The 26,055-nt window shown below is 59.4% G+C and carries 20 protein-coding genes and 1 pseudogene; 4 read left to right on the forward strand and 17 right to left on the reverse strand.

What is annotated here, in order from left to right; all coding sequences use genetic code 11:
- Positions 1-35: 35 nt before the first annotated feature.
- From dnaE to rpsB, 16 genes are all read right to left on the reverse strand, one after another.
- A complete protein-coding gene (gene dnaE, locus HX824_RS25865; RefSeq protein ID WP_008432221.1) occupies positions 36-3,557 on the reverse strand; it encodes a DNA polymerase III subunit alpha in 3,522 nt (1,173 codons plus the stop codon).
- A 75-nt stretch (positions 3,558-3,632) separates the two neighbouring features.
- On the reverse strand, positions 3,633-4,265 hold the full coding sequence (rnhB, locus tag HX824_RS25870) for a ribonuclease HII (protein ID WP_177008895.1): 633 nt from the start codon (positions 4,263-4,265) through the stop codon (positions 3,633-3,635).
- Complete coding sequence (lpxB, locus tag HX824_RS25875) at positions 4,262-5,401, reverse strand: lipid-A-disaccharide synthase (RefSeq protein ID WP_218167462.1); 1,140 nt, start codon at positions 5,399-5,401, stop codon at positions 4,262-4,264. The genes rnhB and lpxB overlap by 4 nt, the downstream gene beginning before the upstream one ends.
- 2 nt (positions 5,402-5,403) lie before the next feature.
- Complete coding sequence (gene lpxA, locus HX824_RS25880; protein ID WP_003219308.1) at positions 5,404-6,180, reverse strand: acyl-ACP--UDP-N-acetylglucosamine O-acyltransferase; 777 nt, start codon at positions 6,178-6,180, stop codon at positions 5,404-5,406.
- Entirely contained in the window at positions 6,177-6,617 is a 441-nt protein-coding gene (gene fabZ / locus HX824_RS25885; protein WP_003219309.1) for a 3-hydroxyacyl-ACP dehydratase FabZ, read from the reverse strand. Before fabZ ends, lpxA begins: the two co-directional genes overlap by 4 nt.
- A 110-nt stretch (positions 6,618-6,727) precedes the next feature.
- Positions 6,728-7,783, reverse strand: a complete 1,056-nt coding sequence (gene lpxD / locus HX824_RS25890) for a UDP-3-O-(3-hydroxymyristoyl)glucosamine N-acyltransferase (RefSeq protein ID WP_102368229.1) — start codon at positions 7,781-7,783, stop codon at positions 6,728-6,730.
- A 3-nt stretch (positions 7,784-7,786) separates the two neighbouring features.
- Positions 7,787-8,290 (reverse strand): OmpH family outer membrane protein, encoded by a 504-nt coding sequence (locus HX824_RS25895; protein WP_003219314.1) that lies wholly within the window; start codon positions 8,288-8,290, stop codon positions 7,787-7,789.
- 45 nt (positions 8,291-8,335) lie between these two features.
- Positions 8,336-10,723, reverse strand: coding sequence for an outer membrane protein assembly factor BamA (bamA, locus tag HX824_RS25900; protein ID WP_008432225.1), 2,388 nt, complete (start codon positions 10,721-10,723; stop codon positions 8,336-8,338).
- A gap of 74 nt (positions 10,724-10,797) precedes the next feature.
- Complete coding sequence (gene rseP, locus HX824_RS25905) at positions 10,798-12,150, reverse strand: sigma E protease regulator RseP (protein ID WP_177008894.1); 1,353 nt, start codon at positions 12,148-12,150, stop codon at positions 10,798-10,800.
- Positions 12,151-12,203: 53 nt separating this feature from the next.
- A complete protein-coding gene (ispC, locus tag HX824_RS25910) occupies positions 12,204-13,394 on the reverse strand; it encodes a 1-deoxy-D-xylulose-5-phosphate reductoisomerase (protein WP_177055370.1) in 1,191 nt (396 codons plus the stop codon).
- The gene (locus HX824_RS25915) at positions 13,391-14,197 is read right to left on the reverse strand and encodes a phosphatidate cytidylyltransferase (protein ID WP_177055372.1); all 807 of its coding nucleotides are present in this window, start codon (positions 14,195-14,197) and stop codon (positions 13,391-13,393) included. Before HX824_RS25915 ends, ispC begins: the two co-directional genes overlap by 4 nt.
- Entirely contained in the window at positions 14,197-14,952 is a 756-nt protein-coding gene (gene uppS / locus HX824_RS25920) for a polyprenyl diphosphate synthase (protein ID WP_003219323.1), read from the reverse strand. Before uppS ends, HX824_RS25915 begins: the two co-directional genes overlap by 1 nt.
- Positions 14,953-14,969: 17 nt before the next feature.
- A complete protein-coding gene (gene frr, locus HX824_RS25925) occupies positions 14,970-15,527 on the reverse strand; it encodes a ribosome recycling factor (protein WP_003219325.1) in 558 nt (185 codons plus the stop codon).
- Entirely contained in the window at positions 15,524-16,267 is a 744-nt protein-coding gene (pyrH, locus tag HX824_RS25930; protein ID WP_003219327.1) for a UMP kinase, read from the reverse strand. Before pyrH ends, frr begins: the two co-directional genes overlap by 4 nt.
- Before the next feature lie 211 nt (positions 16,268-16,478).
- Positions 16,479-17,342, reverse strand: coding sequence for a translation elongation factor Ts (gene tsf, locus HX824_RS25935; RefSeq protein WP_008432237.1), 864 nt, complete (start codon positions 17,340-17,342; stop codon positions 16,479-16,481).
- 192 nt (positions 17,343-17,534) lie between these two features.
- Positions 17,535-18,272 (reverse strand): 30S ribosomal protein S2, encoded by a 738-nt coding sequence (rpsB, locus tag HX824_RS25940; RefSeq protein ID WP_003219330.1) that lies wholly within the window; start codon positions 18,270-18,272, stop codon positions 17,535-17,537.
- Between the two features lie 385 nt (positions 18,273-18,657).
- On the opposite strand from rpsB, the gene map reads away from it, so the two are divergent.
- The 3 genes from map (at position 18,658) to dapC (ending at position 23,450) form a co-directional block, all read left to right on the forward strand.
- Complete coding sequence (map, locus tag HX824_RS25945) at positions 18,658-19,440, forward strand: type I methionyl aminopeptidase (RefSeq protein WP_003219332.1); 783 nt, start codon at positions 18,658-18,660, stop codon at positions 19,438-19,440.
- Between the two features lie 61 nt (positions 19,441-19,501).
- Entirely contained in the window at positions 19,502-22,204 is a 2,703-nt protein-coding gene (locus tag HX824_RS25950) for a [protein-PII] uridylyltransferase (protein WP_003219334.1), read from the forward strand.
- A gap of 46 nt (positions 22,205-22,250) precedes the next feature.
- Complete coding sequence (gene dapC / locus HX824_RS25955) at positions 22,251-23,450, forward strand: succinyldiaminopimelate transaminase (RefSeq protein WP_177055374.1); 1,200 nt, start codon at positions 22,251-22,253, stop codon at positions 23,448-23,450.
- A 120-nt stretch (positions 23,451-23,570) separates the two neighbouring features.
- On the opposite strand, the pseudogene HX824_RS25960 reads toward dapC, so the two are convergent.
- Positions 23,571-24,770: pseudogene (locus tag HX824_RS25960) on the reverse strand (cation:proton antiporter); the annotation flags it as partial.
- Positions 24,771-25,075: 305 nt separating this feature from the next.
- Here HX824_RS25960 and HX824_RS25965 point away from each other — a divergent pair.
- On the forward strand, positions 25,076-26,035 hold the full coding sequence (locus tag HX824_RS25965) for a restriction endonuclease (RefSeq protein ID WP_177055376.1): 960 nt from the start codon (positions 25,076-25,078) through the stop codon (positions 26,033-26,035).
- Positions 26,036-26,055: the final 20 nt, after the last annotated feature.

The raw sequence follows: 26,055 nt of genomic DNA on the forward strand, positions 1-26,055 counted from the left end.
GGTCGAGATCAGGCGATCTTCGTACTGCCTGACCGTCAACGGTATTGGAGGAAGACGTTGTCACGCCCGAACTGGTCACGCAATGCTTGAATCAAGCCATCGGCGGGGTCAATTCGCCACGTCTCGCCAAACTGCAACATCGCCTTGGCGTCGTTGCCGGTGTACTCCATGGTCACCGGGCAGGCGCCACGGTGGCGTTTAAGCAAGTCACCCAACCAGCGTAGCTGATCACCTTTGAGCGCATCGGTCTTGACCTTCAGGCGCAGGCTTTCGGCCAGGTTGGTGCGAGCATCTTCCATGCTCATCACGCGCTTGATCCGCAGGCGCAGGCCGCCGGAGAAGTCGTCGTTGCTGACCTCCCCTTCCACCACCACCATCGCGTCGGTCTGCAACAGCGACTGGGCGGAATGGAAGGCATCGGCAAACAGCGAGGCTTCGATCCGGCCCGAGCGGTCGTCGAGGGTGATGAAACCCATCTTATCGCCCTTTTTATTCTTCATCACCCGCAGCGCGATGATCATGCCTGCGACGGTCTGGGTATCCCGCGCCGGCTTCAGGTCGATGATGCGCTGGCGGGCGAAACGCCGGATTTCACCTTCATATTCGTCAATCGGGTGACCCGTGAGGTACAGGCCCAGGGTGTCTTTCTCACCCTTGAGGCGTTCCTTGAGGGTCAGCTCCTTGGCCTTGCGATGGTTGGCGTAGACGTCGGCATCTTCTTCGACGAACAGCCCGCCAAACAGGTCGGCGTGGCCGCTGTCGTGGGTGCGTGCGGTCTGCTCGGCGGCCTTGATCGCTTCTTCCATGGCGGTCAGCAATACCGCGCGGTTGCGGTCGATATTGGCCTGGTACGCCTTCGGCTCGTCATGGAAGTACGGGCCCAGGCGATCCAGGGCGCCGCTGCGGATCAAGCCATCCAGAGTACGTTTGTTGATGCGCTTGAGGTCGACCCGGGCGCAGAAATCGAACAGGTCCTTGAACGGCCCGTCCTGACGCGCTTCGGTAATCGCCTCCACCGGGCCTTCGCCCACGCCCTTGATCGCGCCGAGGCCATAGATGATGCGGCCTTCGTCGTTCACCGTGAACTTGAACTCGGAAGTGTTCACGTCCGGCGCGTCGAGGCGCAGCTTCATGGTGCGCACTTCCTCGATCAAGGTCACGACCTTGTCGGTGTTGTGCATATCCGCAGACAGCACCGCCGCCATGAACGGCGCCGGGTAGTGAGCCTTCAGCCACGCAGTCTGGTAAGACACCAGGCCATAGGCGGCAGAGTGGGATTTGTTGAAGCCGTAACCGGCGAACTTTTCCACCAGGTCGAAGATGTTACCGGCCAGGTCGGCATCGATGTTGTTGGTGGCGCAACCTTCAATGAAGCCACCGCGCTGCTTGGCCATTTCCTCGGGCTTTTTCTTACCCATGGCTCGACGCAGCATGTCCGCGCCGCCGAGGGTATAGCCGGCCATGACCTGGGCAATCTGCATCACCTGTTCTTGATACAGGATGATGCCGTAGGTCGGTGCCAGTACCGGCTTGAGACCTTCGTACTGGTAGTCGGAGTGCGGGTAAGCCAGCTCGGCACGCCCGTGCTTACGGTTGATGAAGTCATCCACCATGCCCGATTGCAAGGGGCCCGGACGGAACAGGGCCACCAGTGCGATCAAGTCTTCCAGGCAGTCGGGCTTGAGCTTTTTGATCAGCTCTTTCATGCCGCGGGATTCAAGCTGGAACACGGCCGTGGTTTCGGCTTTTTGCAGCAGGCTGTAGGTCGGTTTGTCATCCAGCGGGATAAACGCGATATCCAGCGGTGGCTCATTGACCTTGGCGCGGTCGCGGTTGATGGTCTTCAGCGCCCAGTCGATGATCGTCAGGGTACGCAGGCCGAGGAAGTCGAACTTCACCAGGCCGGCCGCCTCCACGTCGTCCTTGTCGAACTGGGTTACCAGGCCGTCGCCTTCTTCGTCGCAATAGATCGGCGAAAAGTCGGTCAGCTTGGTAGGCGCGATTACTACACCACCGGCGTGTTTACCGACGTTACGCACCACGCCTTCGAGCTTGCGCGCCATGTCCCAGATTTCAGCCGCTTCTTCATCGACCTTGATGAAGTCCCGCAGGATTTCTTCCTGCTCGTAGGCTTTTTCCAGGGTCATGCCGACTTCAAACGGAATCATCTTCGACAGGCGGTCAGCCAGGCCGTAGGACTTGCCCTGTACCCGGGCCACGTCGCGAATTACCGCTTTCGCCGCCATGGAACCGAAGGTGATGATCTGGCTTACTGCGTTGCGCCCGTATTTCTCGGCCACGTACTCAATAACCCGGTCGCGACCATCCATGCAGAAGTCGACGTCGAAGTCGGGCATCGATACCCGTTCCGGGTTAAGGAAACGTTCGAACAGCAGGTCGTATTCCAGCGGGTCGAGGTCGGTGATCTTCTGCACATAGGCCACCAGCGACCCGGCACCCGATCCACGGCCAGGCCCCACCGGCACGCCGTTGCTTTTGGCCCACTGGATAAAGTCCATTACGATCAGGAAGTAACCGGGGAACCCCATCTGGATAATGATATCCAGCTCGAAATTCAGGCGGTCGACGTAGACCTGGCGCTTGGCTTCATAATCTTCAGTGGTGTCCTTGGGCAGCAGGACGCTCAGGCGTTCCTCCAAACCGTCGAACGAGACCTTGCGGAAATACTCGTCGATGGTCATGCCATCGGGAATCGGGAAGTTGGGCAGGAAGTGCTTGCCCAGCTTCACTTCAATATTGCAGCGCTTGGCAATTTCGACGGAGTTTTCCAGGGCCTCGGGCAGGTCACTGAACAGCTCGGCCATTTCATCGGCGCTTTTGAGGTACTGCTCTTCGCTGTAGTTTTTCGAGCGGCGCGGATCGTCCAGCGCCCGGCCTTCGCCGATGCATACGCGGGTTTCGTGGGCCTCGAAGTCTTCCTTCTTGATAAAGCGCACATCGTTGGTCGCCACCAGCGGCGCGCCAAGCTTTTCAGCCAGGGCCACAGCGGCGTGCAACTGCTCTTCATCGTTGGGGCGGTTGGTGCGCTGGATTTCCAGGTAGAAACGGTTGGGGAACACCTCCATCCACTCACGGGCGAGCACTTCAGCCTCATGAGGATTGCCGCCCAACAGCGCGATACCGATTTCACCCTCTTTGGCCGCCGAGAGCATGATCAGCCCTTCGCTGGCTTCGGCCACCCACTCGCGCTCGATGATGATCGAGCCATTGCGCTGGCCATCGATAAAGCCACGGGAAATCAGTTCGGTGAGGTTGCGATAACCCACGCCGTTCATCGCCAACAGGCTGATGCGGCTCAGTGGGTTATCCGGGTCCTTGTTCGACAGCCACAGGTCGGCACCGCAGATCGGCTTGATGCCGGCGCCCATGGCGGCCTTGTAGAACTTGACCAGGGAACACATGTTGTTCTGGTCGGTCACCGCCACGGCAGGCATGTTCATGCCCACCAGCGTTTTGACCAGGGGTTTGATCCGTACCAGGCCGTCGACCAGGGAGTATTCAGTGTGCAGGCGCAGGTGAACGAATGAAGCCGGCATAGTGATCCTGTACAAAACGTGGAGACAACAAGGCCCGGATTGTACCGGGCCTTGGCAAAAACATCAGCCTTGCTGCTAAACCTCGATCAGGCTTTCCCGAGCCTCGAAAGCCTGGCGAACCGGGGCAAACGAGCGGCGGTGGATCGGGGTCGGGCCCAGGCGAGCCAAAGCTTCCAGATGAACGGGCGTTGGATAGCCTTTGTGCCCGCCGATGCCGTAGCCGGGATAGATCAATTCGAAAGCCGCCATTTCACGGTCACGGCTGACCTTGGCCAGGATCGATGCAGCGGCAATCGCCGGCACCTTGCTATCACCCTTGACCACCGCTTCAGCCGGCATCGTCAGCTTCGGGCAGCGGTTGCCGTCGATCATCGCCATTTTGGGCGTGATGTGCAGGCCTTCAATAGCGCGCTGCATGGCCAGCATGGTGGCGTGCAGGATGTTCAGTTCGTCGATTTCTTCGACCTCAGCCCGGGCGATGTGCCAGCTCAGGGCTTTCTCACAGATCTCGTCATAGAGCTTTTCACGACGGGCCTCGGTAAGTTTCTTCGAATCGTTCAGGCCGAGGATCGGGCGGTTCGGGTCGAGAATCACTGCGGCGGTGACGACTGCGCCGCACAGCGGGCCGCGACCGACTTCGTCAACACCGGCAACCAGATCAAGGGCATCGGCGACCAGGCTGAAATCCAGGCCCATTTGCGTCTTCATAGGGTTTCCTGTTTATGGCCGATCAAGGTCAGCACAGCGTCCGCCGCCTGGTTCGACGCATCACGGCGCAAGGTGCGGTGGATTTCGTCGAAACCACGGGTCTGCTCTTCGCCGCCATCGATCAACGGGAAAAGGGTTTGCGCCAGGGCTTCAGGCGTCGCATCGTCCTGCAACAACTCGGGCACCAACAGACGCTGGGCCAGCAAATTCGGCAGGGAGATGTAGGGGCTTTTGACCATACGCTTGAGAATCCAGTAGGTCAGCGGCGCCAGGCGATAGGCCACGACCATCGGGCGCTTGTAGAGCAAGGCCTCCAGGGTCGCAGTGCCGGAGGCGATCAGCACCGCATCGCACGCCGCCAGTGCCAGGTGCGAGCCGCCGTCGAGCAGGGTCAACGGCAAGTTGCGCCCTACCAGCAATTCTTCAATTTGTGCACGGCGCTGAGGACTGGCGCATGGCAATACGAAGCGCACACCCGGCTTCAGCGCCTGCAGGCGTTCGGCTGCATCAAAAAACAGCGCGCCGAGACGACCGACTTCGCCGCCACGGCTCCCCGGCATCAAGGCCACCAGCGGACCTTCGGGCAAACCCAGTTCGGCACGCGCGGCAGCACGGTCGGCCTGCAGAGGAATGGTATCGGCCAGGGTGTGCCCGACAAACCGCACCGGGACGCCCTTCTCTTCGTAGAACCTGGCCTCGAAGGGCAGCAGGGTCAGCATCAGGTCGCAGCCTTCGCGAATCTTCAGCACGCGCTTTTGCCGCCACGCCCACACGGACGGGCTGACGTAATGCACGGTCTTGATCCCGGCCTGACGCAATTTGAGTTCGATATTGAGGGTGAAGTCCGGCGCGTCGATTCCGATAAAGACGTCGGGCTTTTCTTCGATCAGGGTCTGGATCAGCTTTTTGCGACGGGCCAGCAGCTCGCGCAAACGGCCCAGCACCTCCACCAGCCCCATGACCGACAAGCGTTCCATAGGGAAGTAGGACGTCAGGCCTTCAGCCTGCATCAACGGACCGCCGACACCGATGAATTCAACCGCCGGATGCTGGAGCTTGAGGGCCCGCATCAGGCCTGCACCGAGAATATCGCCGGAAGCTTCTCCGGCCACCAACGCTATACGCAGCCTGGCCATGATCAGCGGGTGATGCCGCGAGTCGACGACTGGATAGAGTCACGGAATATCGCGACTTCCGGAAACAATGCGGCTGGCTCCGTCAGTTCGATCAAGGCCTGGTCGACCGTCAGCCCCTGGCGGTAAACCACCTTGTAGGCGCGGCGCAGGGCGTGGATCGCGTCTTCGCTGAAGCCCCGACGGCGCATGCCTTCGAAGTTCATGCTGCGGGCCTCGGCCGGGTTGCCGAATACGGTGACGAACGCCGGAACGTCCTTGCCGATGGCGGTACCCATGCCGGAAAAGCTGTGGGCGCCGATATGGCAGTACTGATGCACCAGGGTAAAGCCGGACAGGATCGCCCAATCGTCAACGTGCACATGGCCGGCCAACGCAGTGTTGTTGACCAGGATGCAATGGTTGCCGATTACGCTGTCATGACCGATATGCGCATAAGCCATCACCAGGTTGTGGTCACCCAGGGTGGTCTCGGCACGGTCCTGGACAGTACCGCGGTGAATGGTCACGCCTTCACGGATGATGTTGTGATCACCGATTACCAGACGTGTTTCTTCACCCTTGTACTTCATGTCCGGGGTGTCTTCGCCTATCGATGAGAACTGATAGATACGATTGTGTTTGCCAATCCTCGTCGGGCCTTTGAGGATCACATGCGGCCCGATGACTGTCCCCTCGCCGATTTCCACACCTGCGCCGACGATCGACCAAGGGCCGACCTCAACGTCGGCGGCCAGTACGGCCGTCGGATCGATGATTGCGCGAGGGTCAATCAAACTCATAGTTTGCGTTCCGCACAGATGATTTCAGCCGAGCACACCGGCTTGCCGTCGACCGAGGCCTGGCATTCGAACTTCCATATCTGGCGCTTGCAGCTGATGAACTTGGCTTCAAGAATCAACTGGTCACCCGGAGTTACCGGGTTGCGGAAGCGCAGTTTGTCAGAGCCCACGAAATAGTAGAGCGTGCCATCGGCAGGCTTCAGGTCGAGCATTTTGAAACCAAGGATACCGGCAGCCTGGGCCATCGCTTCGATGATCAATACGCCTGGCATGATGGGATGCGCAGGGAAGTGACCGTTGAAGAACGGTTCGTTGATGCTGACATTCTTGTAGGCACGAATGCGCTTTTCCTCAACATTGAGGTCCGTGACCCGGTCCACCAGCAGGAACGGGTAACGGTGAGGCAGGTATTCGCGAATCTCGTTGATGTCCATCATTTCGGGGGGAAGCCTGTAATAAAGATTGGGAGCGTGCGGACTAAGGCACGCCCCTCTAGCAAATCAAGGAGGCAGTCTAGCGGCTGTGCACACTTGATATGGAAATGGTATCAGCCATCTGATGAAGCATTACCGCCAGGGGTCACGTCCCCAACACGCTTTTCCAGATGTTTCAGGCGCCGAGCGATATCGTCGAGCTGCCTCAGACGCGCCGCGCTCTTGCGCCATTCGGCCGCAGGCTGCATGGCCGTACCGGATGAATAGGACCCAGGCTCGGTAATCGAATGGGTCACCATGGTCATGCCGGTGATGAATACGTTGTCGCACACTTCGATATGGCCCACCAGGCCAACACCCCCGGCGAGCATGCAATGCTTGCCGATCCTGGTGCTGCCGGAGATCCCCACGCAGGCGGCCATGGCGGTGTGATCGCCAATCTGCACGTTGTGGGCGATCTGAATCTGGTTATCCAGTTTCACGCCGTTACCAATGACGGTATCGGCCAGGGCCCCGCGGTCAACGGCAGTGTTGACGCCAATTTCAACGTCATCGCCAATCAACACGCCGCCCACTTGGGCAATCTTGTGCCAGACACCCTTCGAGTTGGCGAAGCCGAAGCCCTCGCCGCCAATCACGGCACCGGACTGAATCACCACACGCTCACCGATACGCACGTCGTGGTACAGGGTTACACGCGGAGCCAGCCAGCCACCGGCACCAATCTCGCTGCGCGCGCCGATAAAACACTGGGCACCCAGCGTTACACCCGCCCCGATGCGTGCACCGCTTTCAATCACCACAAAAGCACCGATGCTCGCGGCAGGGTCAACCTGAGCGTCATCGGCGATCACCGCCGTCGGATGGATACCGGCGGGGGCCTTGGGTTTCGGATCGAACAGGTGCGACACCCGGGCATACGCCAGGTACGGATCGGCAACAACCAGCGCGTCCCCGGCAAAACCTTCGGCGTCAGCGGCCTTCAGCAGCACGGCTGCGGCGCGGCTTTCGCCCAGGTATTTACGGTATTGGGGGTTTGCCAGGAAGCTCAACTGAGCTGGGCCAGCCTCCTGCAAGGTGGCTAGCCCAGTGATTTCCTTCTCCGCGGAGCCACGCAAGGTGGCTCCCAGGAACTCGGCCAATTGGCCGAGCTTGATAGTCGCAGTCATGGCTTACTTCAGCTGATTCATGCGCTCGATCACCTGACGGGTGATGTCGTACTGAGGTTTAACGTCGATGACTGCACCGCGTTCGAATACCAGGTCAAAGGCACCTTTCTTGATGACTTCTTCCACAGCGCTGTCGAGTTTCGGCTTCAGCTGCTTGAGCATTTCGCGGTCGGCAACAGCCTTGGCTTCGTTCAGCTCCTTGGACTGGAACTGGTAGTCACGGGCCTTTTGCTTGAATTCAAGCTCCAGACGCTCGCGCTCGCCTTGCTGCATCTTGTCGCCACCGGCTACCAGACGATCCTGGATGCCCTTGGCGCTGCTTTCCAGCGTCTTGAGCTTGGTCAGTTGAGGACCGAATTTCTTCTCGGCATCTACGGCATATTTCTTGGCCGCATCGGATTCCAGCAGCGCCATCTGATAGTTCAGAACGGCAATTTTCATTTCGGCAAAGGCCGGGGTCGCTACCAGGACAGTCGCCAGGAGAACCAATTGAGTCAACTTACGCACGATGCACTCCTACAGAATCCGTTGTCGTTATCTTGGGTCAGACGCTTAGAACGTCTGGCCGAGGGAGAATTGGAAAATCTGGGTTTCAGCGTTATCCGGTTTCTTGACCGGCATGGCCAGAGCAAAGCTCAATGGGCCAAGCGCGGTAACCCAGGTCACACCGACACCGACAGAGCTTGCCAGGTTGCTGAAGCTCACATCGTTGCACTGCGTGTTGGACTTCGAGCCATTCGGGTTGGTGACCTGTTCGCACTTGGAGTCGAACACGTTACCCACATCCCAGAAGACCGAAGTACGCAGGGAACGTTGATCTTTAACGAATGGCAGCGGGAACAGAATCTCAGCACCACCCTGGATCAGCACGTTACCACCGAATGGCAGCGGGTCGTTGTCCGAGTCAGCCACAGTCCCCTGGTTACCGGTCACACCCACGCCACGGCTTGGGGTACCACGAGGACCCAAGGTGCTGTCCTTGAAACCACGTACCGAGTTGAAACCACCCGCATAGTAGTTCTCATAGAACGGCAAGCCGCTGGTCGAACCATAACCATCGCCATAACCCAATTCGGTGTGCAGGCGCATGGTGTAGTTTTCGCTCAATGGCTGGAACAACTGGCCACGGTAGTCGAGTTTGAAGAACGACAGGTCGCTGCCCGGCGTGGTGGCTTCCAGAGTCAGGCTCTGGGAATGGCCACGGGTCGCCAGTACACCTTTGTTCAGGGTCGATTCCGACCAACCGGCCGAAGCCTTGAAGTTCAGGAACTGGTCGCCTTCTTTACGCACGAAGTTGAAGATCTCATCCACGGTGTACACACCGGTCTTGATCTTGTCCTGCTGCGCGGTCAGGCCGAAGGTCAGACGCGAGGTCTCACTGATCGGGTAACCAATGTTGGCACCAACGCCGAAGCTGTCGATTGCATAGCTTGCAACGTCAACGTCGAGGTCTTTGTAGTCGGTTGTGCGATAGAAGGCGTTGTAGCCCAGGCTCACGCCGTCAGCAGTCCAGTAGGGGTCGACATAACCGAAGTTATAGCGGCTCTGGTATTCGCTTCGGGTCAGGCCGATGGAAACCTTGTTACCGGTACCGAGGAAGTTGTTCTGGGTGATCGAACCACCGAGGATCAGGCCGGCACTCTGGGCGAAACCGACACTGGCGGTAATCGAACCGGAGGCTTGCTCTTCTACGGCGTAGTTCACGTCAACCTGGTCATCCACACCCGGTACAGCCGGGGTTTCAACGTTGACTTCCTTAAAGAAGCCCAGGCGCTCAAGGCGAACCTTGGACTGGTCGATCAGGTAAGTCGACGCCCAGCCACCTTCCATCTGACGCATTTCGCGGCGCAGCACTTCGTCGGCAGACTTGGTGTTGCCACGGAAGTTGATGCGGTTCACGTAGGCACGCTTGCCCGGGTCTACAACGAAGGTGATGTCCACGGTGTGGTCTTCGTCGTGCGGGGTCGGTACGCCGTTGACGTTGGCGAAGGTATAGCCTTCGTTACCCAGGCGACGGGTGATCAGCTCGGAGGTGGTGGTCATCAGCTTGCGCGAGAACACCTGGTCCTTCTGCACCAGCAACAGGGACTTGACCTGGTCTTCAGGCACTTTCAAGTCGCCGCTGAGCTTGACGTCACGAACCTTGTACTTCTCGCCTTCGTTGACGTTGACAGTGATATAGACGTGCTTCTTGTCCGGGGTGATGGACACCTGGGTCGAAGCGATATCCATGTTGATATAGCCGCGGTCCAGGTAGTAGGAACGCAGGCGCTCCAGGTCACCGGAGAGTTTTTCACGGGCATACTTGTCATCGTTCTTGAAGAACGACAGCCAGTTGGTGGTCTTGAGTTCGAACAGGTCGATCAGGTCGTCATCAGCAAACTTGGTGTTACCCACCACGTTGATGTGCTGGATGGCCGCCACGGTGCCTTCGTTGATGTTGACCTTCAGGCCGACGCGGTTACGCGGTTGCGGCACCACTTCGGTCTCGACGGTAGCCGAGTAACGACCCTGGGCAACGTACTGGCGTTGCAGTTCGTTACGCACGCCTTCGAGGGTGGCACGCTGGAAGATCTCGCCTTCGGCAAGGCCGGATTGCTTGAGGCCTTTCATCAAGTCCTCAGTGGAGATCGCCTTGTTGCCTTCGATCTCGATACTGGCGACAGAAGGTCGCTCGACGACAGTGATGACGAGGACGTTACCTTCGCGACCCAGTTGGATATCTTGAAAGAACCCGGTTTTGAACAGCGCACGAGTGGATTCCACCAGGCGACGGTCATCAGCCTGTTCCCCGACGTTCAACGGCAAGGCACCAAAGACGCTACCCGCGGAAACCCGCTGGAGGCCGTTGACGCGAATATCGGAGATGGTGAAGGACTCGGCGTGAACTTCGGCGATCATCAATACGGTGAGAACCGCAGTTAGCAGCAGACGTTTCATGAAGTCCTTTCTTATTCCAACTGGCAATAAACAAACTGCCGCAAAATGCGGCAGATTCGCAATTCAGCGAAGCGTTACAGTCGTCCCAGATCGTTGACCAGGGCTAATAACATCACCCCGACCACCAAACTGATACCGATCTGTATCCCCCAACCCTGCACCCGATCCGACAAGGGGCGACCACGCGCCCACTCGACCAGATAAAACAACAGATGCCCCCCATCCAATACTGGAATGGGCAACAAATTCAGAACCCCAAGGCTAATACTCAGATAAGCCAGGAAATTCAGGAAATCTACAACGCCCGACTGGGCAGAAGCGCCCGCCACTTTAGCAATGGTTATCGGTCCACTCAAGTTTTTTACCGAGAGCTCGCCGAACAACATTTTCTTGAGGGAATCGAGGGTCAGCACACTCATGGTCCAGGTGCGTCTCGCACCCTCGCCAATCGCCGCCAACGGCCCGAAGCTGACCTCTCGAACCATCGAAGGTGGCCAATCGACACCTTTGACGCCGGCCCCCAGGTAACCCCCAGCTGCCTTGGCTTCCCCACGAACCGCCAGGGTCACAGGGACGTCGATTTGAGCACCATCGCGCTCAACTTTCAGCACAATTTTGGTATCAGGGCGTACACGCACCAGGTCGACCACCTGCTGCCAGTCACCCAGCGCCTGGCCATCGAGGGCCAGCAGGCGATCGCCGGTTTTCAGACCCGCGGCCTGGGCTGGCCCCTTCGGATCCAGCTCTGCCAGCACCGGCGGCAAGGCCGGACGCCATGGGCGAATGCCCAGGGATTTGATCGGGTCAGGCTCATCGGAGCCTTTCAGCCAGTGGTCCAGGGCCAGCTCGCGCGAGGTTTCGGTGGTGGAATCCTGATCGCGCACCACCAGTTTCACGATGCCGCTTTCACCCAGGCGACGCACTAACTGCAAATTGACGGCACCCCAGCCGGTGGTTGGTTCGCCATCAACTGCAACAATTTCTTGCCCGGCAGTCAGGCCGGCCTTCGCCGCCATGCTGTCGGCCTCGACGGCACCGATCACCGGACGCACCTGCTGGCTACCCAACATGGCCAGGACCCAGAAGAACACCATCGCCAACAGGAAATTCGCGATCGGGCCTGCCGCGACGATGGCGATGCGCTGACGAACGGTCTTGCGGTTGAAGGATTGATCCAACTGATCAGCCGGCACTTCGCCTTCGCGCTCGTCGAGCATCTTGACGTAGCCGCCCAATGGAATGGCCGCAATTACGAACTCGGTGCCACGACGGTCGTGCCAGCGCAGCAACGGCATGCCGAAGCCTACGGAAAAGCGCAGTACCTTGACGCCGCAACGACGCGCGACCCAGAAATGGCCGAACTCGTGGAAGGTAACCAGCACACCCAGAGCAACCAGGGTGCCGACAATCATGTAGAGCGCACTCATCTAATTTCTCCGCATTTCAATCCAGTGCCTGAAGGCTTGAACACACCCAGAGGCTAACGCGTATTGCGGCTCAACCACTGCTCGGTCAAGGCCCGGGCCTTTGCATCCGCTTCGAACACCGCGCCCAGATCATTCACCGGGACGACGGGCTCAAGACTCAAAACGTCCTCGATGATACCCGCGATCTGCGGAAAGCGGATGCGCCGGTCCAGAAACGCCGCCACAGCCACTTCATTGGCCGCATTCAGCATCGCCGGGGCACTGTTACCCGCCTCCGCAGCTTGCCGCGCAAGACGCAGGCAAGGGAAGCGTTGCTCGTCGGGCGCTTCGAAGTCCAGACGGGCAATGGCAAACAGATCCAACGGCGCAACACCCGAGTCAATCCGCTCAGGCCATGCCAGGGCATTGGCGATCGGCGTACGCATGTCCGGATTGCCCAGTTGGGCCAATACCGAGCCATCCACATAGTCCACCAGGGAATGAATCACACTTTGCGGGTGGATCACCACCTCGACCTGGTCCGGCCGGGCATCGAACAACCAGCAGGCCTCAATCAGCTCCAGGCCCTTGTTCATCATGCTCGCTGAATCCACCGAGATCTTGCGCCCCATGGACCAGTTCGGGTGAGCGCACGCCTGATCGGGAGAAACATGCTCCAGATCGGCCAGCGGCGTCTGCCGGAACGGACCACCGGAGGCTGTCAGCAAAATCCGGCGCACGCCGACCTGGCTCAACCCGCGGGCGAAATCACCAGGCATGCATTGGAAAATAGCGTTGTGCTCGCTGTCGAGCGGCAACAGCACGGCGCCGCTCTTGCGCACCGCCTGCATGAAGAGTGCCCCGGACATCACCAGGGCTTCTTTGTTGGCCAGCAGAATCTTCTTGCCCGCATCAACGGCCGCCAGGGTCGGGCGCAAGCCGGCAGCGCCGACAATCGCCGCAACCACGGTGTCGACCTCAGGGTCTGCCGAAACCTGGCACAACCCCTCCTCCCCCACCAATACCTGAGTCGCCAGGCCCGCAGCGCGCAAGTCATCCTGCAAACCACGTGCAACTGCCGCTTCGGGCACTACTGCGTATTGCGGCGCGTGCCGCACACACAGTGCCAGCAGCTCATTCAGGCGACTGAAACCGGTCAAGGCGAATACTTGATAACGCTCGGGATGACGAGCAATCACATCCAGGGTGCTTAGCCCCACCGAGCCGGTAGCGCCCAGCACGGTTACCTGTTGCAGGCGGCTCACGAGGCAGCCATCCACAGCAGTACGGCAAAGATCGGGATCGCGGCAGTCAGGCTGTCGATACGGTCCAGCACGCCACCGTGACCCGGCAGCAGGTTACTGCTGTCCTTGATCCCGGCCTGGCGCTTGAACATGCTTTCGGTCAGGTCACCGACCACCGAGATGAACACCACCACGGCTGCGCCCACCAGGCCCAGTAGCATTTCCTTGATGGTCCAGTCACGCACCACACCGACCACCACGGTAATCACCAGGGTCAACGCCAGGCCGCCATACACGCCTTCCCAGCTTTTGCCGGGGCTGACCGCCGGCGCCAGCTTGCGCTTGCCGAAGGCACGCCCGGAGAAATAGGCGCCGATATCGGCACCCCACACCAGAACCATCACCGCCATGATCAGCCAGTTACCCAGTTGCATGTGCTTGATGTAGACCAGGCCCTGCCAGGCAGGCAACAGAATCAAAAGGCCAATCACCAGCTTGCAGGCAACACTGGACCAGTGACTGCTGGTGCCCGGATAGGTCAGCACCAGATAGGTCGCCAACGCCCACCACAACACCGCCGCACCCAGCACCCAGGGCGCCACGTCCGGCAGGATGTACATCAGGAACATCAACAACGCCACGACAGCGGCATACACCACACGAGGCAACTGCGCGGCGAAACCCGCCAGGCGCGCCCATTCCCAGGCACCCAGGGTCACAACCAGGCCGATGAACAGCGCGAAGTTCGCACCTTCAAGCAGGAAAAACCCGCACAGGGCAATAGGCAGCAGGATCAGCGCCGTGATGATTCGTTGTTTAAGCATTAAACCCGGGCTCCAGCTTCGATCTGCTCGCTCGTTTTACCGAAGCGACGCTGACGGGAAGCGAAATCGGCCAGCGCATTGCGCATGGCATCGTGTTTGAAGTCCGGCCAGAACAGGTCGGAGAAGTACAGTTCGGTATAGGCCAACTGCCACAACAGGAAGTTGCTGATGCGATGGTCGCCACCGGTACGAATGCACAGGTCCGGCAACGGCAGGTCGCCGGTCACCAGGCAGGTTTGCAAGAGTTCGGGGGTGATATCTTCCGGGCGCAGATGGCCGGCCTGCACTTCCCGCGCCAGACGCTGCGCGGCCTGGGCAATATCCCACTGGCCGCCGTAGTTGGCTGCGATCTGCAGCACAAAACGGTTGCTGCCGGCAGTGATCGCCTCGGCTTCGCGCATGGCCGCCTGCAGCTCCGGATGAAACCGCGAACGGTCACCAATGATACGCAGGCTGATGTTGTTCTCGTTCAGGCGCTTGGCCTCGCGGCGCAGGGCCTTGAAGAACAGGTCCATCAAGGCACTGACCTCCTCGGCCGGGCGCTGCCAGTTTTCACTGGAGAACGCGAACAGGGTCAATACTTCGACCTTGGCCTCGGCGCACACCTCAATCACGGCTCGTACAGCGTCGACACCCGCCTTATGCCCGGCAACGCCCGGCATAAAGCGCTTCTTCGCCCAGCGATTATTCCCGTCCATGATGATCGCGACATGGCGCGGCACCACGGAGGGCACAGTCTGCTTGGTCTTTTCCATGAAGGCGTCCTGACCCCTTATACGGCCATCAGGTCCTTTTCTTTATCTTCCGTGGCCTTGGTGATCTGGGCCTCGGCATCTTTAGTCAGCTTGTCGATATCAGCAACGGCACGGCGCTCTTCGTCTTCGCTGATTTCCTTGTCCTTGACCAGCTTCTTCAGGTCACCCAAGGCATCACGACGGATGTTGCGCACGGCAACACGTGCGTCTTCTGCTGCACTGCGCGCCTGCTTGGTGAAGCCCTTGCGGGTTTCTTCGGTCAGGGCAGGCATGGAGATCAGCAGCAATTCGCCCAGGTTGGTCGGATTGAGGTTCAAACCGGCGCTCTGGATGGCCTTGTCGACGGCGCCGAGCATGTTGCGCTCGAAAGCAACGACTTGCAGGGTGCGCGAATCTTTTACAGTGATGTTGGCCACTTGGGTGATCGAGGTATCAGCGCCGTAGTAAGGCACCATCACGCTGCCCAGGATGCTTGGGTGGGCCTTGCCGGTACGAATCTGGCCAAACGCATGGTTCAGGGATTCCAGGGATTTTTGCATGCGCTCTTGAGCGTCTTTTTTGATTTCGTTGATCATTGTTCGATTTCCTCGATCAGAGTCCCTTCCGCGCCGCCGTGTACGATGTTCAGCAGGGCGCCGGGCTTGTTCATGTTAAATACGCGCAGCGGCATCTTGTGGTCGCGGCACAAGCAAATTGCCGTCAGGTCCATCACGCCCAGCTTGCGATCCAGTACTTCATCATAAGTCAGATGATCGAACTTCTCGGCATGCGGGTCTTTGAATGGGTCTGCAGTGTAGACACCGTCAACCTTGGTGGCCTTGAGCACCACGTCCGCGTTGATCTCGATACCACGCAGGCAAGCTGCCGAATCGGTGGTAAAGAATGGGTTGCCGGTACCGGCCGCAAAAATCACGACTTCCTTGGCATCCAGGTGACGCATGGCCTTGCGACGATCATAGTGATCCGTTACGCCAACCATGGAAATAGCCGACATCACGATCGCGGTGATATTGGCGCGCTCCAGCGCATCACGCATGGCCAGGGCGTTCATCACAGTGGCCAGCATGCCCATGTGGTCGCCTGTCACCCGATCCATGCCGGCAGCGCTGAGTGCCGCGCCACGGAACAGGTTGCCGCCGCCAATCACCAGACCGACCTGGACACCGATACCGACCAGTTGGCCGACTTCCAGCGCCATGCGATCGAGTACTTTGGGATCGATCCCAAACTCTTCCGAGCCCATCAGGGCCTCGCCGCTAAGCTTGAGTAGAATGCGTTTATAGCGAGCCTGATGACCACTGCCCTGCTGAGCCATTGCGAATCTCTCCTGCGGCGTATTTTTTGAAAATTCTTGGCAAGCCGTTTACGGCCTGCGTTCACTCTAGCTTGACGCTGTCACAGCGCCATCGGAACACGGCTTTGTAAGCCAGTTCCAAAGGGAAACCAATAAAAATCGATCACCCCATTTGAAAAGAGGCTGCGCGCGTAAGCGGGCAGCCTCTTTTGGGCGACAGTTAAAAACTGTCTTACTTCTTGGTGGCAGCCAGCTGGGCAGCAACTTCTTCAGCGAAGTTGTCGACCGGCTTCTCGATGCCGTCGCCTACTTTGTAGTAGGTGAAGGAAACGATTTCAGCACCGGCTTTCTTGGCCAGTTCGCCAACCTTGATTTCAGGGTTCTTGACGAACGCCTGCTCAACCAGGGAAGCCTCAGCCAGGAACTTGCTGATACGGCCCTTGACCATGTTTTCAACGATGTTTTCAGGCTTGCCTTTGATTTTCTCTTCGTTCAGCTGCAGGAACACGGCTTTCTCGCGTTCGATGGCTTCAGCAGAAACTTCCGATGGCAGCAGGAATTCAGGGTTGCTGGCCGCTACGTGCATAGCGATGTCTTTGGCCAGTTCAACGTTGCCGCCTTTCAGGGCAACCACAACACCGATCTTGTTGCCGTGCAGGTAAGCACCCACAACGTCACCTTCAACGCGGGTCAGGCGACGAATGTTAACGTTCTCGCCTACTTTACCCACCAGAACCAGACGATCAGCTTCTTGAGCTTCGATCAGCGGAGCGGCGTCGGTCAGCTTGTCAGCGAATGCTTTTTCAACGCTGGCAGCGACGAAGTTCTTGAAGTCGTCTTGCAGGGCCAGGAAGTCGGTCTGCGAGTTAACTTCCAGGATAACGGCCGATTTGCCGTCTTCCTTGATTGCGATGGCGCCTTCAGCAGCGACATTGCCTGCTTTCTTGGCAGCCTTGATGGCGCCCGAAGCACGCATGTCATCAATGGCTTTTTCGATGTCGCCGCCGGCCTTGGTCAAGGCCTTTTTGCAATCCATCATGCCTTCGCCGGTACGCTCACGCAGTTCTTTAACCAACGCTGCAGTAATCTCTGCCATTTTCAAAATCCTCTTGGATAGGTTTTCAACCATTCCACCCGATTGAACGGGCGATCAATTCTTCCCGAACCACCCTTGTAGGCCGCTGCACGTTACAAATGTTGTAGCTGCGCTGCCGACAAATGGTTTTCGAGGTGGCAAAAAGGGGGCCAAGCCCCCTTTTTGCTTACTGAGTCAACGCCAAGGCGTCAGTTACTCAGCTGCAGCTACCGGAGCTTCTTCAACGAACTGCTCGGTACCGCCAGCAACGTGGTTGCGACCACGGATTACAGCGTCAGCCATCGAACCCATGTACAGCTGGATAGCGCGGATTGCGTCATCGTTGCCTGGGATGATGTAGTCAACGCCTTCCGGGCTGCTGTTGGTATCGACTACGCCGATAACCGGGATGCCCAGCTTGTTGGCTTCGGTGATCGCGATGCGCTCGTGATCAACGTCGATAACGAACAGTGCGTCAGGCAGACCGCCCATGTCCTTGATACCACCCAGGGAACGATCGAGCTTTTCCAGGTCGCGAGTGCGCATCAGCGCCTCTTTCTTGGTCAGCTTGGCGAAAGTACCGTCTTCGGCTTGCACTTCAAGGTCACGCAGACGCTTGATGGAAGCACGGATGGTTTTGAAGTTGGTCAGCATGCCGCCCAACCAGCGGTGATCGACGTACGGCGAACCGCAACGTGCTGCTTCTTCAGCAACGATCTTGCCAGCGGAACGCTTGGTGCCGACGAACAGAATCTTGTTTTTGCCCTGGGCCAGGCGCTCTACGAAAGTCAGAGCTTCGTTGAACATTGGCAGGGTTTTTTCAAGGTTGATGATGTGGATCTTGTTACGCGCGCCGAAAATGTACTTACCCATTTTCGGGTTCCAGTAACGGGTCTGGTGACCGAAGTGCACACCGGCCTTCAGCATATCGCGCATGTTGACTTGGGACATGATAGTTCCTTAATAAGTCGGGTTTGGCCTCCACGTATCCCAATGACCAACCAGCGGCATTCGCCTCCGGCACCCAGGTCATCGTGTCGACACGTGTGTGGATTTAAGCTTTGCGGGGTATCCCCGGAAAGCGGCGCATTTTATACCACAGAGCTTGCAAAAACGAAACCCGCAATCACATTTGCCGTCAGTCGCTTTTGCCTAAGCCTTTGAATAGAGCCAGAATGCCCCCATCCTTATAGACAGAAGCGATCGCCAGACGCTCATGGTTTCACCCTTGCGTCTGCTAGAATCGCGTTTTTTGGGCTTGTGCGAATTCTGCAACCTTTTGTCGCACACCCGTAAACCGTATTGATTTCAGCGCGTCGCGCTAGAGAGAGCCTGTATGACCGTCACCCTCAAAACCGCCGAAGATATCGCTGGCATGCGTGTTGCCGGCAAACTGGCTGCCGACGTCCTGGAAATGATTGCCGAACACGTCAAGCCCGGCGTCACCACCGAAGCGCTGGACCGCATTTGCCACGACTATATCGTCGACGTGCAAAAGGCCATCCCTGCGCCGCTGAACTACAAGGGTTTCCCCAAGTCGATCTGCACCTCGATCAACCACGTGGTGTGCCACGGGATTCCCGGCGACAAGCCGCTGAAGGACGGCGACACCCTGAACATCGACGTCACCGTCATCAAGGACGGCTACCACGGCGACACCAGCCGCATGTTCCACGTCGGCACCGTGCCGGTCTGGGCCGAGCGCCTGTCGCAAGTCACCCAGGAATGCATGTACAAGGCCATCGAGATCGTCAAGCCTGGCTGCCGCCTGGGCGACATCGGTGAAATCATCCAGAAGCACGCTGAAAAGAACGGCTTCTCGGTGGTGCGCGAGTTCTGCGGCCACGGCATCGGCAAGGTGTTCCACGAAGAGCCACAGATCCTGCACTACGGCCGCGCCGGCACCGGCATGGAGCTCAAGGCAGGCATGACCTTCACCATCGAGCCGATGATCAACCAGGGCAAGGCCGACACCAAGGTGCTGGGCGACGGCTGGACCGCCATCACCAAGGACCGCAAGCTCTCGGCGCAGTGGGAACACACCCTGCTGGTGACCGACACCGGCTACGAGATCTTCACCCTGCGTGCCGACGACACGATTCCCCGCGTTTCGGCGTAATGTTTGCACCGGTTTTCTAATAGCGACGCTGTGACCCATAGATAGAAAGGAAAACCGATCGATGCCCCAGGTGGATCCCGAACTCTTCGACCGTGGCCAGTTCCAGGCGGAACTGGCACTGAAGGCCAGCCCCATCGCCGCCTTCAAGAAGGCCATTCGTCAGGCCCGCGAGGTGCTCGACGGGCGCTTTCGTACCGGCCGCGATATCCGCCGGCTGATCGAGGACCGCGCCTGGTTCGTCGACAACATCCTGCAAAAGGCCTGGGAACAGTTCAGCTGGAGTGAAGACGCCGATATCGCCCTGGTGGCGGTCGGCGGCTACGGCCGTGGCGAACTGCACCCCTACTCCGACATCGACCTGCTGATCTTGCTGGACAGCGCCGATCACGAGATCTTTCGCGACTCCATCGAGCGTTTTCTGACGCTGTTGTGGGACATCGGCCTGGAAGTCGGCCAAAGCGTACGCTCGGTGGACGAGTGTGCCCAGGAAGCCCGCGCCGACCTGACGGTGATCACCAACCTGATGGAAAGCCGCACCATCGCCGGCCCCGAGCGCCTGCGCCAGCGCATGCTGGAAGTCACCAGCACCGCGCACATGTGGCCGAGCAAGGACTTCTTCCTGGCCAAGCGTGCCGAGCAGAAAGCCCGGCACCACAAGTACAACGACACCGAATACAACTTGGAACCCAACGTCAAAGGCTCCCCGGGCGGGCTGCGGGACATCCAGACGATTTTGTGGGTCGCCCGTCGCCAGTACGGCACCCTGAACCTGCGCGCCCTGGCCGGGGAAGGCTTCCTGGTGGAGAGCGAAAACGCCCTGCTGGCCTCCTCCCAGGAATTCCTCTGGAAAGTGCGCTACGCGCTGCACATGCTGGCCGGGCGCTCCGAAGACCGCCTGCTGTTCGACCACCAGCGCTCCATCGCCACCCTGCTGGGGTTTGAAGGCGAAGACGCGAAGACCAGCATCGAAAGTTTCATGCAGCAGTACTACCGCGTGGTGATGAGCATTGCCCAGCTCAGCGACCTGATCATCCAGCACTTCGAAGAAGTGATCCTGGCCCCGGAAGACGAAGCACCGCCGCAGCCGATCAACGCGCGCTTCCAGCTCCACGATGGCTATATCGAGGCACGCAACGACAACGTGTTCAAACGCACGCCGTTCGCCATGCTGGAAATCTTCGTGTTGATGGCCCAGCAGCCGGAAATCAAGGGCGTACGCGCCGACACCATTCGCCTGCTGCGGGAAAACCGTCACCTGATCGACGACGATTTCCGCCACGACATCCGCAATACCAGTCTGTTTATCGAGCTGTTCAAGTGCAAGATCGGCATCCACCGCAACCTGCGGCGCATGAACCGCTACGGGATCCTGGGGCGCTACCTGCCGGAGTTCGGCTTTATCGTCGGGCAGATGCAGCACGACCTGTTCCACATCTACACGGTGGACGCCCACACCCTGAACCTGATCAAGCACCTGCGTAAGTTGCAGTACACCCAGGTGTCAGAGAAATTCCCGCTGGCCAGCAAGCTCATGGCGCGTCTGCCCAAGCCGGAATTGATCTACCTCGCCGGCCTGTACCACGACATCGGCAAGGGCCGGCATGGTGATCACTCGGAAATTGGCGCAGTGGACGCCGAAGCGTTCTGCCAGCGTCACCAGTTGCCGCTGTGGGACAGCCGCCTGATCGTGTGGCTGGTGCAGAACCACCTGGTGATGTCCACCACCGCCCAGCGCAAGGACTTGTCCGACCCGCAGGTGATCCACGATTTTGCCCAGGCCGTCGGCGATGAAACCCGCCTCGACTACCTGTACGTGCTCACCGTGTCCGACATCAACGCCACCAACCCGACGCTGTGGAACTCCTGGCGCGCCAGCCTGTTGCGCCAGCTCTACACCGAGACCAAGCGCGCGCTGCGTCGCGGGCTGGAGAACCCGGTGGACCGCGAAGAACAGATCCGCCGCACCCAAAGCGCGGCCCTGGATATTCTGGTGCGTGGCGGCAATGACCCGGACGACGTCGAGCAACTCTGGTCGCAACTCGGGGACGACTACTTCCTGCGCCACACCGCCGGCGACGTGGCCTGGCACAGCGACGCGATCCTGCAGCAGCCAGCCGATGGCGGCCCGCTGGTGCTGATCAAGGAAACCACCCAGCGCGAGTTCGAGGGTGGCACCCAGATCTTCATCTACGCACCCGACCAGCACGACTTCTTCGCCGTGACCGTGGCGGCGATGGACCAGCTCAACCTGAACATTCACGACGCCCGGGTCATCACCTCCAGCAGCCAGTTCACCCTCGACACCTACATCGTGCTCGACACAGAAGGCGAGTCCATCGGCGACAACCCGGAGCGGGTGAAAAAGATCCGCAAAGGCCTGACCGACGCGCTGCGCAATCCTGACGACTACCCGACCATCATCCAGCGTCGGGTGCCGCGCCAGCTCAAGCACTTTGCGTTTGCCCCCGAGGTGACTATCCACAACGACGCCCAGCGCCCGGTGACGGTGCTGGAACTCAGCGCGCCGGACCGCCCGGGCCTGCTGGCACGGATCGGCACGATCTTCCTGGAGTTCGACCTGTCGTTGCAGAACGCCAAGATTGCGACCCTGGGCGAGCGGGTGGAAGACGTGTTCTTCATTACCGATGCCGACAACCAGCCGCTTTCCGACCCTGAACTGTGCCGACGCTTGCAGGAAGCCATCGTCCAGCAGCTGAGCGTCAATCAGGAGACCGGCGTCGAGATGTCACGCTTGAGCATCTGACCGACCGCCCATTTTCAGCTTCCAATGAATTGAACGAGATTTATCGATGAACAACGCCCTGAACCAGCTGCAGCCCTACCCGTTCGAGAAATTGCGCGTCCTGCTGGGCAGCGTCACGCCGAACCCGGACAAACGCCCCATCGCCCTGTCCATCGGTGAGCCGAAGCACAAATCCCCGCAGTTTGTCGCCGAGGCGCTGGCCAACAACCTGGACCAGATGGCGGTGTATCCCACCACCCTGGGCATTCCCGCCCTGCGCGAAGCCATTGGCGCCTGGTGTGAACGCCGTTTCAGCGTGCCCAAGGGCTGGCTTGACCCGGCGCGCAACATCCTGCCGGTGAACGGCACCCGTGAAGCGCTGTTCGCCTTCACCCAGACCGTGGTCAACCGCGGCGACGACGCGCTGGTGGTCAGCCCGAACCCGTTCTACCAGATCTACGAAGGGGCTGCGTTCCTCGCCGGGGCCAAGCCGCATTACCTGCCGTGCCTGGATGAAAACGGCTTCAACCCGGATTTCGACGCCGTATCGCCGGACATCTGGAAACGCTGCCAGATCCTGTTCCTGTGCTCGCCAGGCAACCCCACCGGTGCACTGATTCCCGTCGCCACCCTGAAAAAGCTGATCGCCCTGGCTGACGAATACGACTTCGTGATCGCCGCCGACGAGTGCTACAGCGAGCTGTACTTCGACGAACAAACCCCGCCGCCAGGCCTGCTCAGCGCCTGCGTGGAACTGGGCCGCCAGGACTTCAAGCGTTGCGTGGTGTTCCACAGCCTGTCCAAGCGCTCCAACCTGCCGGGCCTGCGTTCGGGCTTTGTGGCCGGCGACGCCGATATCCTCAAGGGCTTCCTGCTGTACCGCACCTACCACGGTTGCGCGATGCCGGTGCAAACCCAACTGGCGAGCATTGCTGCCTGGCAGGACGAAGCCCACGTGCAGGCCAACCGTGATCTGTACCGGGAAAAGTTCGATGCGGTGCTGACGATCCTGAAGCCGGTGCTGGACGTGCAAAACCCGGACGGCGGCTTCTACCTGTGGCCGAACGTGAAGGGCGACGATGCGGCGTTCTGCCGGGACTTGTTCGTGGAAGAACACGTGACCGTGGTACCGGGCTCGTACCTGTCGCGGGAAGTGGACGGGGTCAACCCGGGCGCCGGGCGTGTGCGCCTGGCGCTGGTCGCGCCGCTGGCGGAGTGCGTGGAAGCGGCGACGCGGATTCGCGACTTTATTACCCGCAATAAATAACTGCGCTGAATGTGGCGAGGGAGCTTGCTCCCGCTGGAGTGCGCAGCGCTCCCGCTTTTTTGGGGCCGCTACGCAGCCCAGCGGGAGCAAGCTCCCTCGCCACAAGCAAGCACCGCGGTGTTATTTGATATGACCCAGATTCGCCTCGCTCATATCCAGATCCGCCAACACCTCCCGTAGCACATCATCACCAATCTGATGGTGACGGCTCAGGCTATACAGTTCCAGACGCTGCGCCCGCAGGGCCTTGAGCCGCAACTTGCGCTCCAGTTGATCCATCTGCAACGCCAGCGCCTGGGCTTCGGTCGAATCGTTGAACACTTCCAGTTGATGACGATACTCCGACATCAACCGCGCCTTGAGCTCGGTGGCCAAGGCTGCCTGGGCGGCATCCTGGGGTGCAGCTTCAGCGGGTTCTTCGGCTTCCAGGGCATGGATAGCAGCCACGGCGGTCTTCTTCCAGGCCTCGCGCACTTCATTGTGGCGTTTCTCATCCGGGCTCTTCTCGATGCCGCGTAACAGCAGCGGCAAAGCGATGCAGGCCGCGACGAGCGAAAGCAGGATCACACCGGCGGCGATGAAGATCAGCAGGTCGCGCTCGGGAAAATCCTGCCCCGGCGCAAGCAGTAACGGTACCGACATCACACCCGCCAGGGTCACGGCACCGCGTACGCCACCGACGGTCAGCAACCAGCAGGACCGCGCGGTGGGCACCAGCGTCAGCTCACTTTTCCCACGAATCCGGCGCAATAAACCCGACAGTCGCCAGATGCTTTGCACCCAGATAAACCGCAACACCACCAGCACCAGGAAAATCGCGATCACGTCCAGGCAGCGATACAACAAGGTCGGCCACAGCGTCGGCTCGTGACTGACCACCGCCTTGATGATGTCAGGCAGTTGCAGGCCCAGCAGCAGGAAGATCAAGCCGTTGAACGCAAACTCCAGCAGCGACCAGACGCTGCGGTTGAGCAACCGGGTGCTGGTCTGGCGCGGCAGCAGGTCGAGCCAGCTTTGCATCATGCCCGCAGCCACCGCCGACAGGATGCCCGAGGCGCCAAGGCGTTCCGCCAGCACGTAGGCGGCGAATGGCAGCAACAACATGAACACCACGTGCGTCGCCGGGTCGTCCCAGCCCCGGGCGATCATCCAGGCACGCAGGCGGCCCACCAGCCAGCTCAACGCCACACCGACCGCCAGGCCACCCACGGCCACCAGCACAAAGGTGAGGCTCGCATCCGCCAGCGAGAACACGCCGGTCAGCGCCGCCGCCAGGGCGAACTTGAAGGTCACCAGGCCCGAGGCATCATTCATCAACGCTACTCACCATATGTGGACACATTTGAACAACTCGCCATATGTACAAACGGACAGACACATTCTGAGGCCTAGCCATCTCCAACAAAATGACAGCCAGTCATCTCCCCGCCTGTCAGAGAGATGAATGGCGTCAATAATCACCAAATAGAAGCGTGAGCCCGACCAGGTGTGATCAAGTGAGTGTCGGCGAGCCGACACCAAGGCCTCTTGGCCGGTACCTTCCGGCCATCTGGCGCCATGATGGCAAGCGCAACGGGCTCCTCCTGCGTGAGCCATCGGAAAGGTTACGGTAAGCGAGGGCTTTCATGGCTGAGCAATTTCACTACCCGGCAGACCTCCTTGAACTGCTGATCAAGACCATCCCTCGACTGGTCAAATCCAAGAAGTCCGTCATCCTGTTTCTTCAAGGTGCCGGGGTCGATATAGAAGATTTGGCGGGCGTCAACGCGACCCTGCTTACCTCTCCTGGTTCGATCACCAAGTACGAGATCGTGCGCACGGTGCTGACACGCTTGAACATGCGTGGAGATAGCGGATTAGGCCCACGTCGCGGAGTGATCCGTAGGGTCGTCGAATTTGAGGATTTTGAGTCCTGCTGGGAAGACGATCGCCTCGAAGCGAAGGGGCTAGTGGCAAGCGTCCGTGAAGCGGTGAACAAGAAAGATGCGTTCACCCGCATGCAGCAAGAGCGAGAAGCTGAACGTGACCAAGCGCAGGCGGCTCACCGTGAAGCACAGCAGAGGGCTGCACGAAAGCGCAGAAAGGCCGACGACGTCAAGAACCGCCTGTTCGCCCTCTTCGGCATGGACGACCAGCCTCAGGAACGGGGTCGACTTCTGGAAGGTGTGCTCAATGATCTATTTCGAGCCTACGACATTCATGTGAGGGAGAACTTCGTACGCAGAACCGCGGACAGCACGATCGTGTTGGAGCAGATCGACGGAGTCATCGAGCTCTCGGGCACGATCCACCTGGTCGAAATGAAGTGGCTCAAAGACCCCGTGGGAGTGGGTGATTTCGGGTCGCACCTGGTCAGGGTGATGAACCGGGCCAACGCGTCGGGCATTTTCATCTCCAATAGCAGGTTCACCCAGTCGGTGATCTCCCAGTGTGCGGAGTTCCTCAATCACAGAACCAACTTCCTTTGCTCTTTGGAGGAAGTAGTGAGCGTGCTACAGCGTCAGGGTGATCTGGTCGAGCTACTGAGAATCAAGTCTCAAGCAGCGATCGTCGACAAAAAACCGTTCTTGGAGATTCTGAGCTAGGAAGATGCAGTTTGGCCACG

Source organism: Pseudomonas sp. D4002, from assembly GCF_013385665.1.
GTDB lineage: Bacteria > Pseudomonadota > Gammaproteobacteria > Pseudomonadales > Pseudomonadaceae > Aquipseudomonas.

Excerpts from the sequence above, each read along its gene's own strand:
- lpxA (WP_003219308.1), bottom strand. The coding sequence starts at position 6,180 with ATGAGTTTGATTGACCCTCGCGCAATCATCGATCCGACGGCCGTACTG.
- rseP (WP_177008894.1), bottom strand. The coding sequence starts at position 12,150 with ATGAGTGCGCTCTACATGATTGTCGGCACCCTGGTTGCTCTGGGTGTG.
- rpsB (WP_003219330.1), bottom strand. The coding sequence starts at position 18,272 with ATGTCCCAAGTCAACATGCGCGATATGCTGAAGGCCGGTGTGCACTTC.
- rnhB (WP_177008895.1), bottom strand. The coding sequence starts at position 4,265 with ATGAAGACGCAAATGGGCCTGGATTTCAGCCTGGTCGCCGATGCCCTT.
- HX824_RS25950 (WP_003219334.1), top strand. The coding sequence starts at position 19,502 with ATGCCCCAGGTGGATCCCGAACTCTTCGACCGTGGCCAGTTCCAGGCG.
- bamA (WP_008432225.1), bottom strand. The coding sequence starts at position 10,723 with ATGAAACGTCTGCTGCTAACTGCGGTTCTCACCGTATTGATGATCGCC.
- lpxD (WP_102368229.1), bottom strand. The coding sequence starts at position 7,783 with ATGACTGCGACTATCAAGCTCGGCCAATTGGCCGAGTTCCTGGGAGCC.
- HX824_RS25965 (WP_177055376.1), top strand. The coding sequence starts at position 25,076 with ATGGCTGAGCAATTTCACTACCCGGCAGACCTCCTTGAACTGCTGATC.
- pyrH (WP_003219327.1), bottom strand. The coding sequence starts at position 16,267 with ATGGCTCAGCAGGGCAGTGGTCATCAGGCTCGCTATAAACGCATTCTA.
- tsf (WP_008432237.1), bottom strand. The coding sequence starts at position 17,342 with ATGGCAGAGATTACTGCAGCGTTGGTTAAAGAACTGCGTGAGCGTACC.
- dapC (WP_177055374.1), top strand. The coding sequence starts at position 22,251 with ATGAACAACGCCCTGAACCAGCTGCAGCCCTACCCGTTCGAGAAATTG.
- uppS (WP_003219323.1), bottom strand. The coding sequence starts at position 14,952 with ATGGAAAAGACCAAGCAGACTGTGCCCTCCGTGGTGCCGCGCCATGTC.
- HX824_RS25915 (WP_177055372.1), bottom strand. The coding sequence starts at position 14,197 with ATGCTTAAACAACGAATCATCACGGCGCTGATCCTGCTGCCTATTGCC.
- fabZ (WP_003219309.1), bottom strand. The coding sequence starts at position 6,617 with ATGATGGACATCAACGAGATTCGCGAATACCTGCCTCACCGTTACCCG.
- lpxB (WP_218167462.1), bottom strand. The coding sequence starts at position 5,401 with ATGGCCAGGCTGCGTATAGCGTTGGTGGCCGGAGAAGCTTCCGGCGAT.
- dnaE (WP_008432221.1), bottom strand. The coding sequence starts at position 3,557 with ATGCCGGCTTCATTCGTTCACCTGCGCCTGCACACTGAATACTCCCTG.
- map (WP_003219332.1), top strand. The coding sequence starts at position 18,658 with ATGACCGTCACCCTCAAAACCGCCGAAGATATCGCTGGCATGCGTGTT.
- frr (WP_003219325.1), bottom strand. The coding sequence starts at position 15,527 with ATGATCAACGAAATCAAAAAAGACGCTCAAGAGCGCATGCAAAAATCC.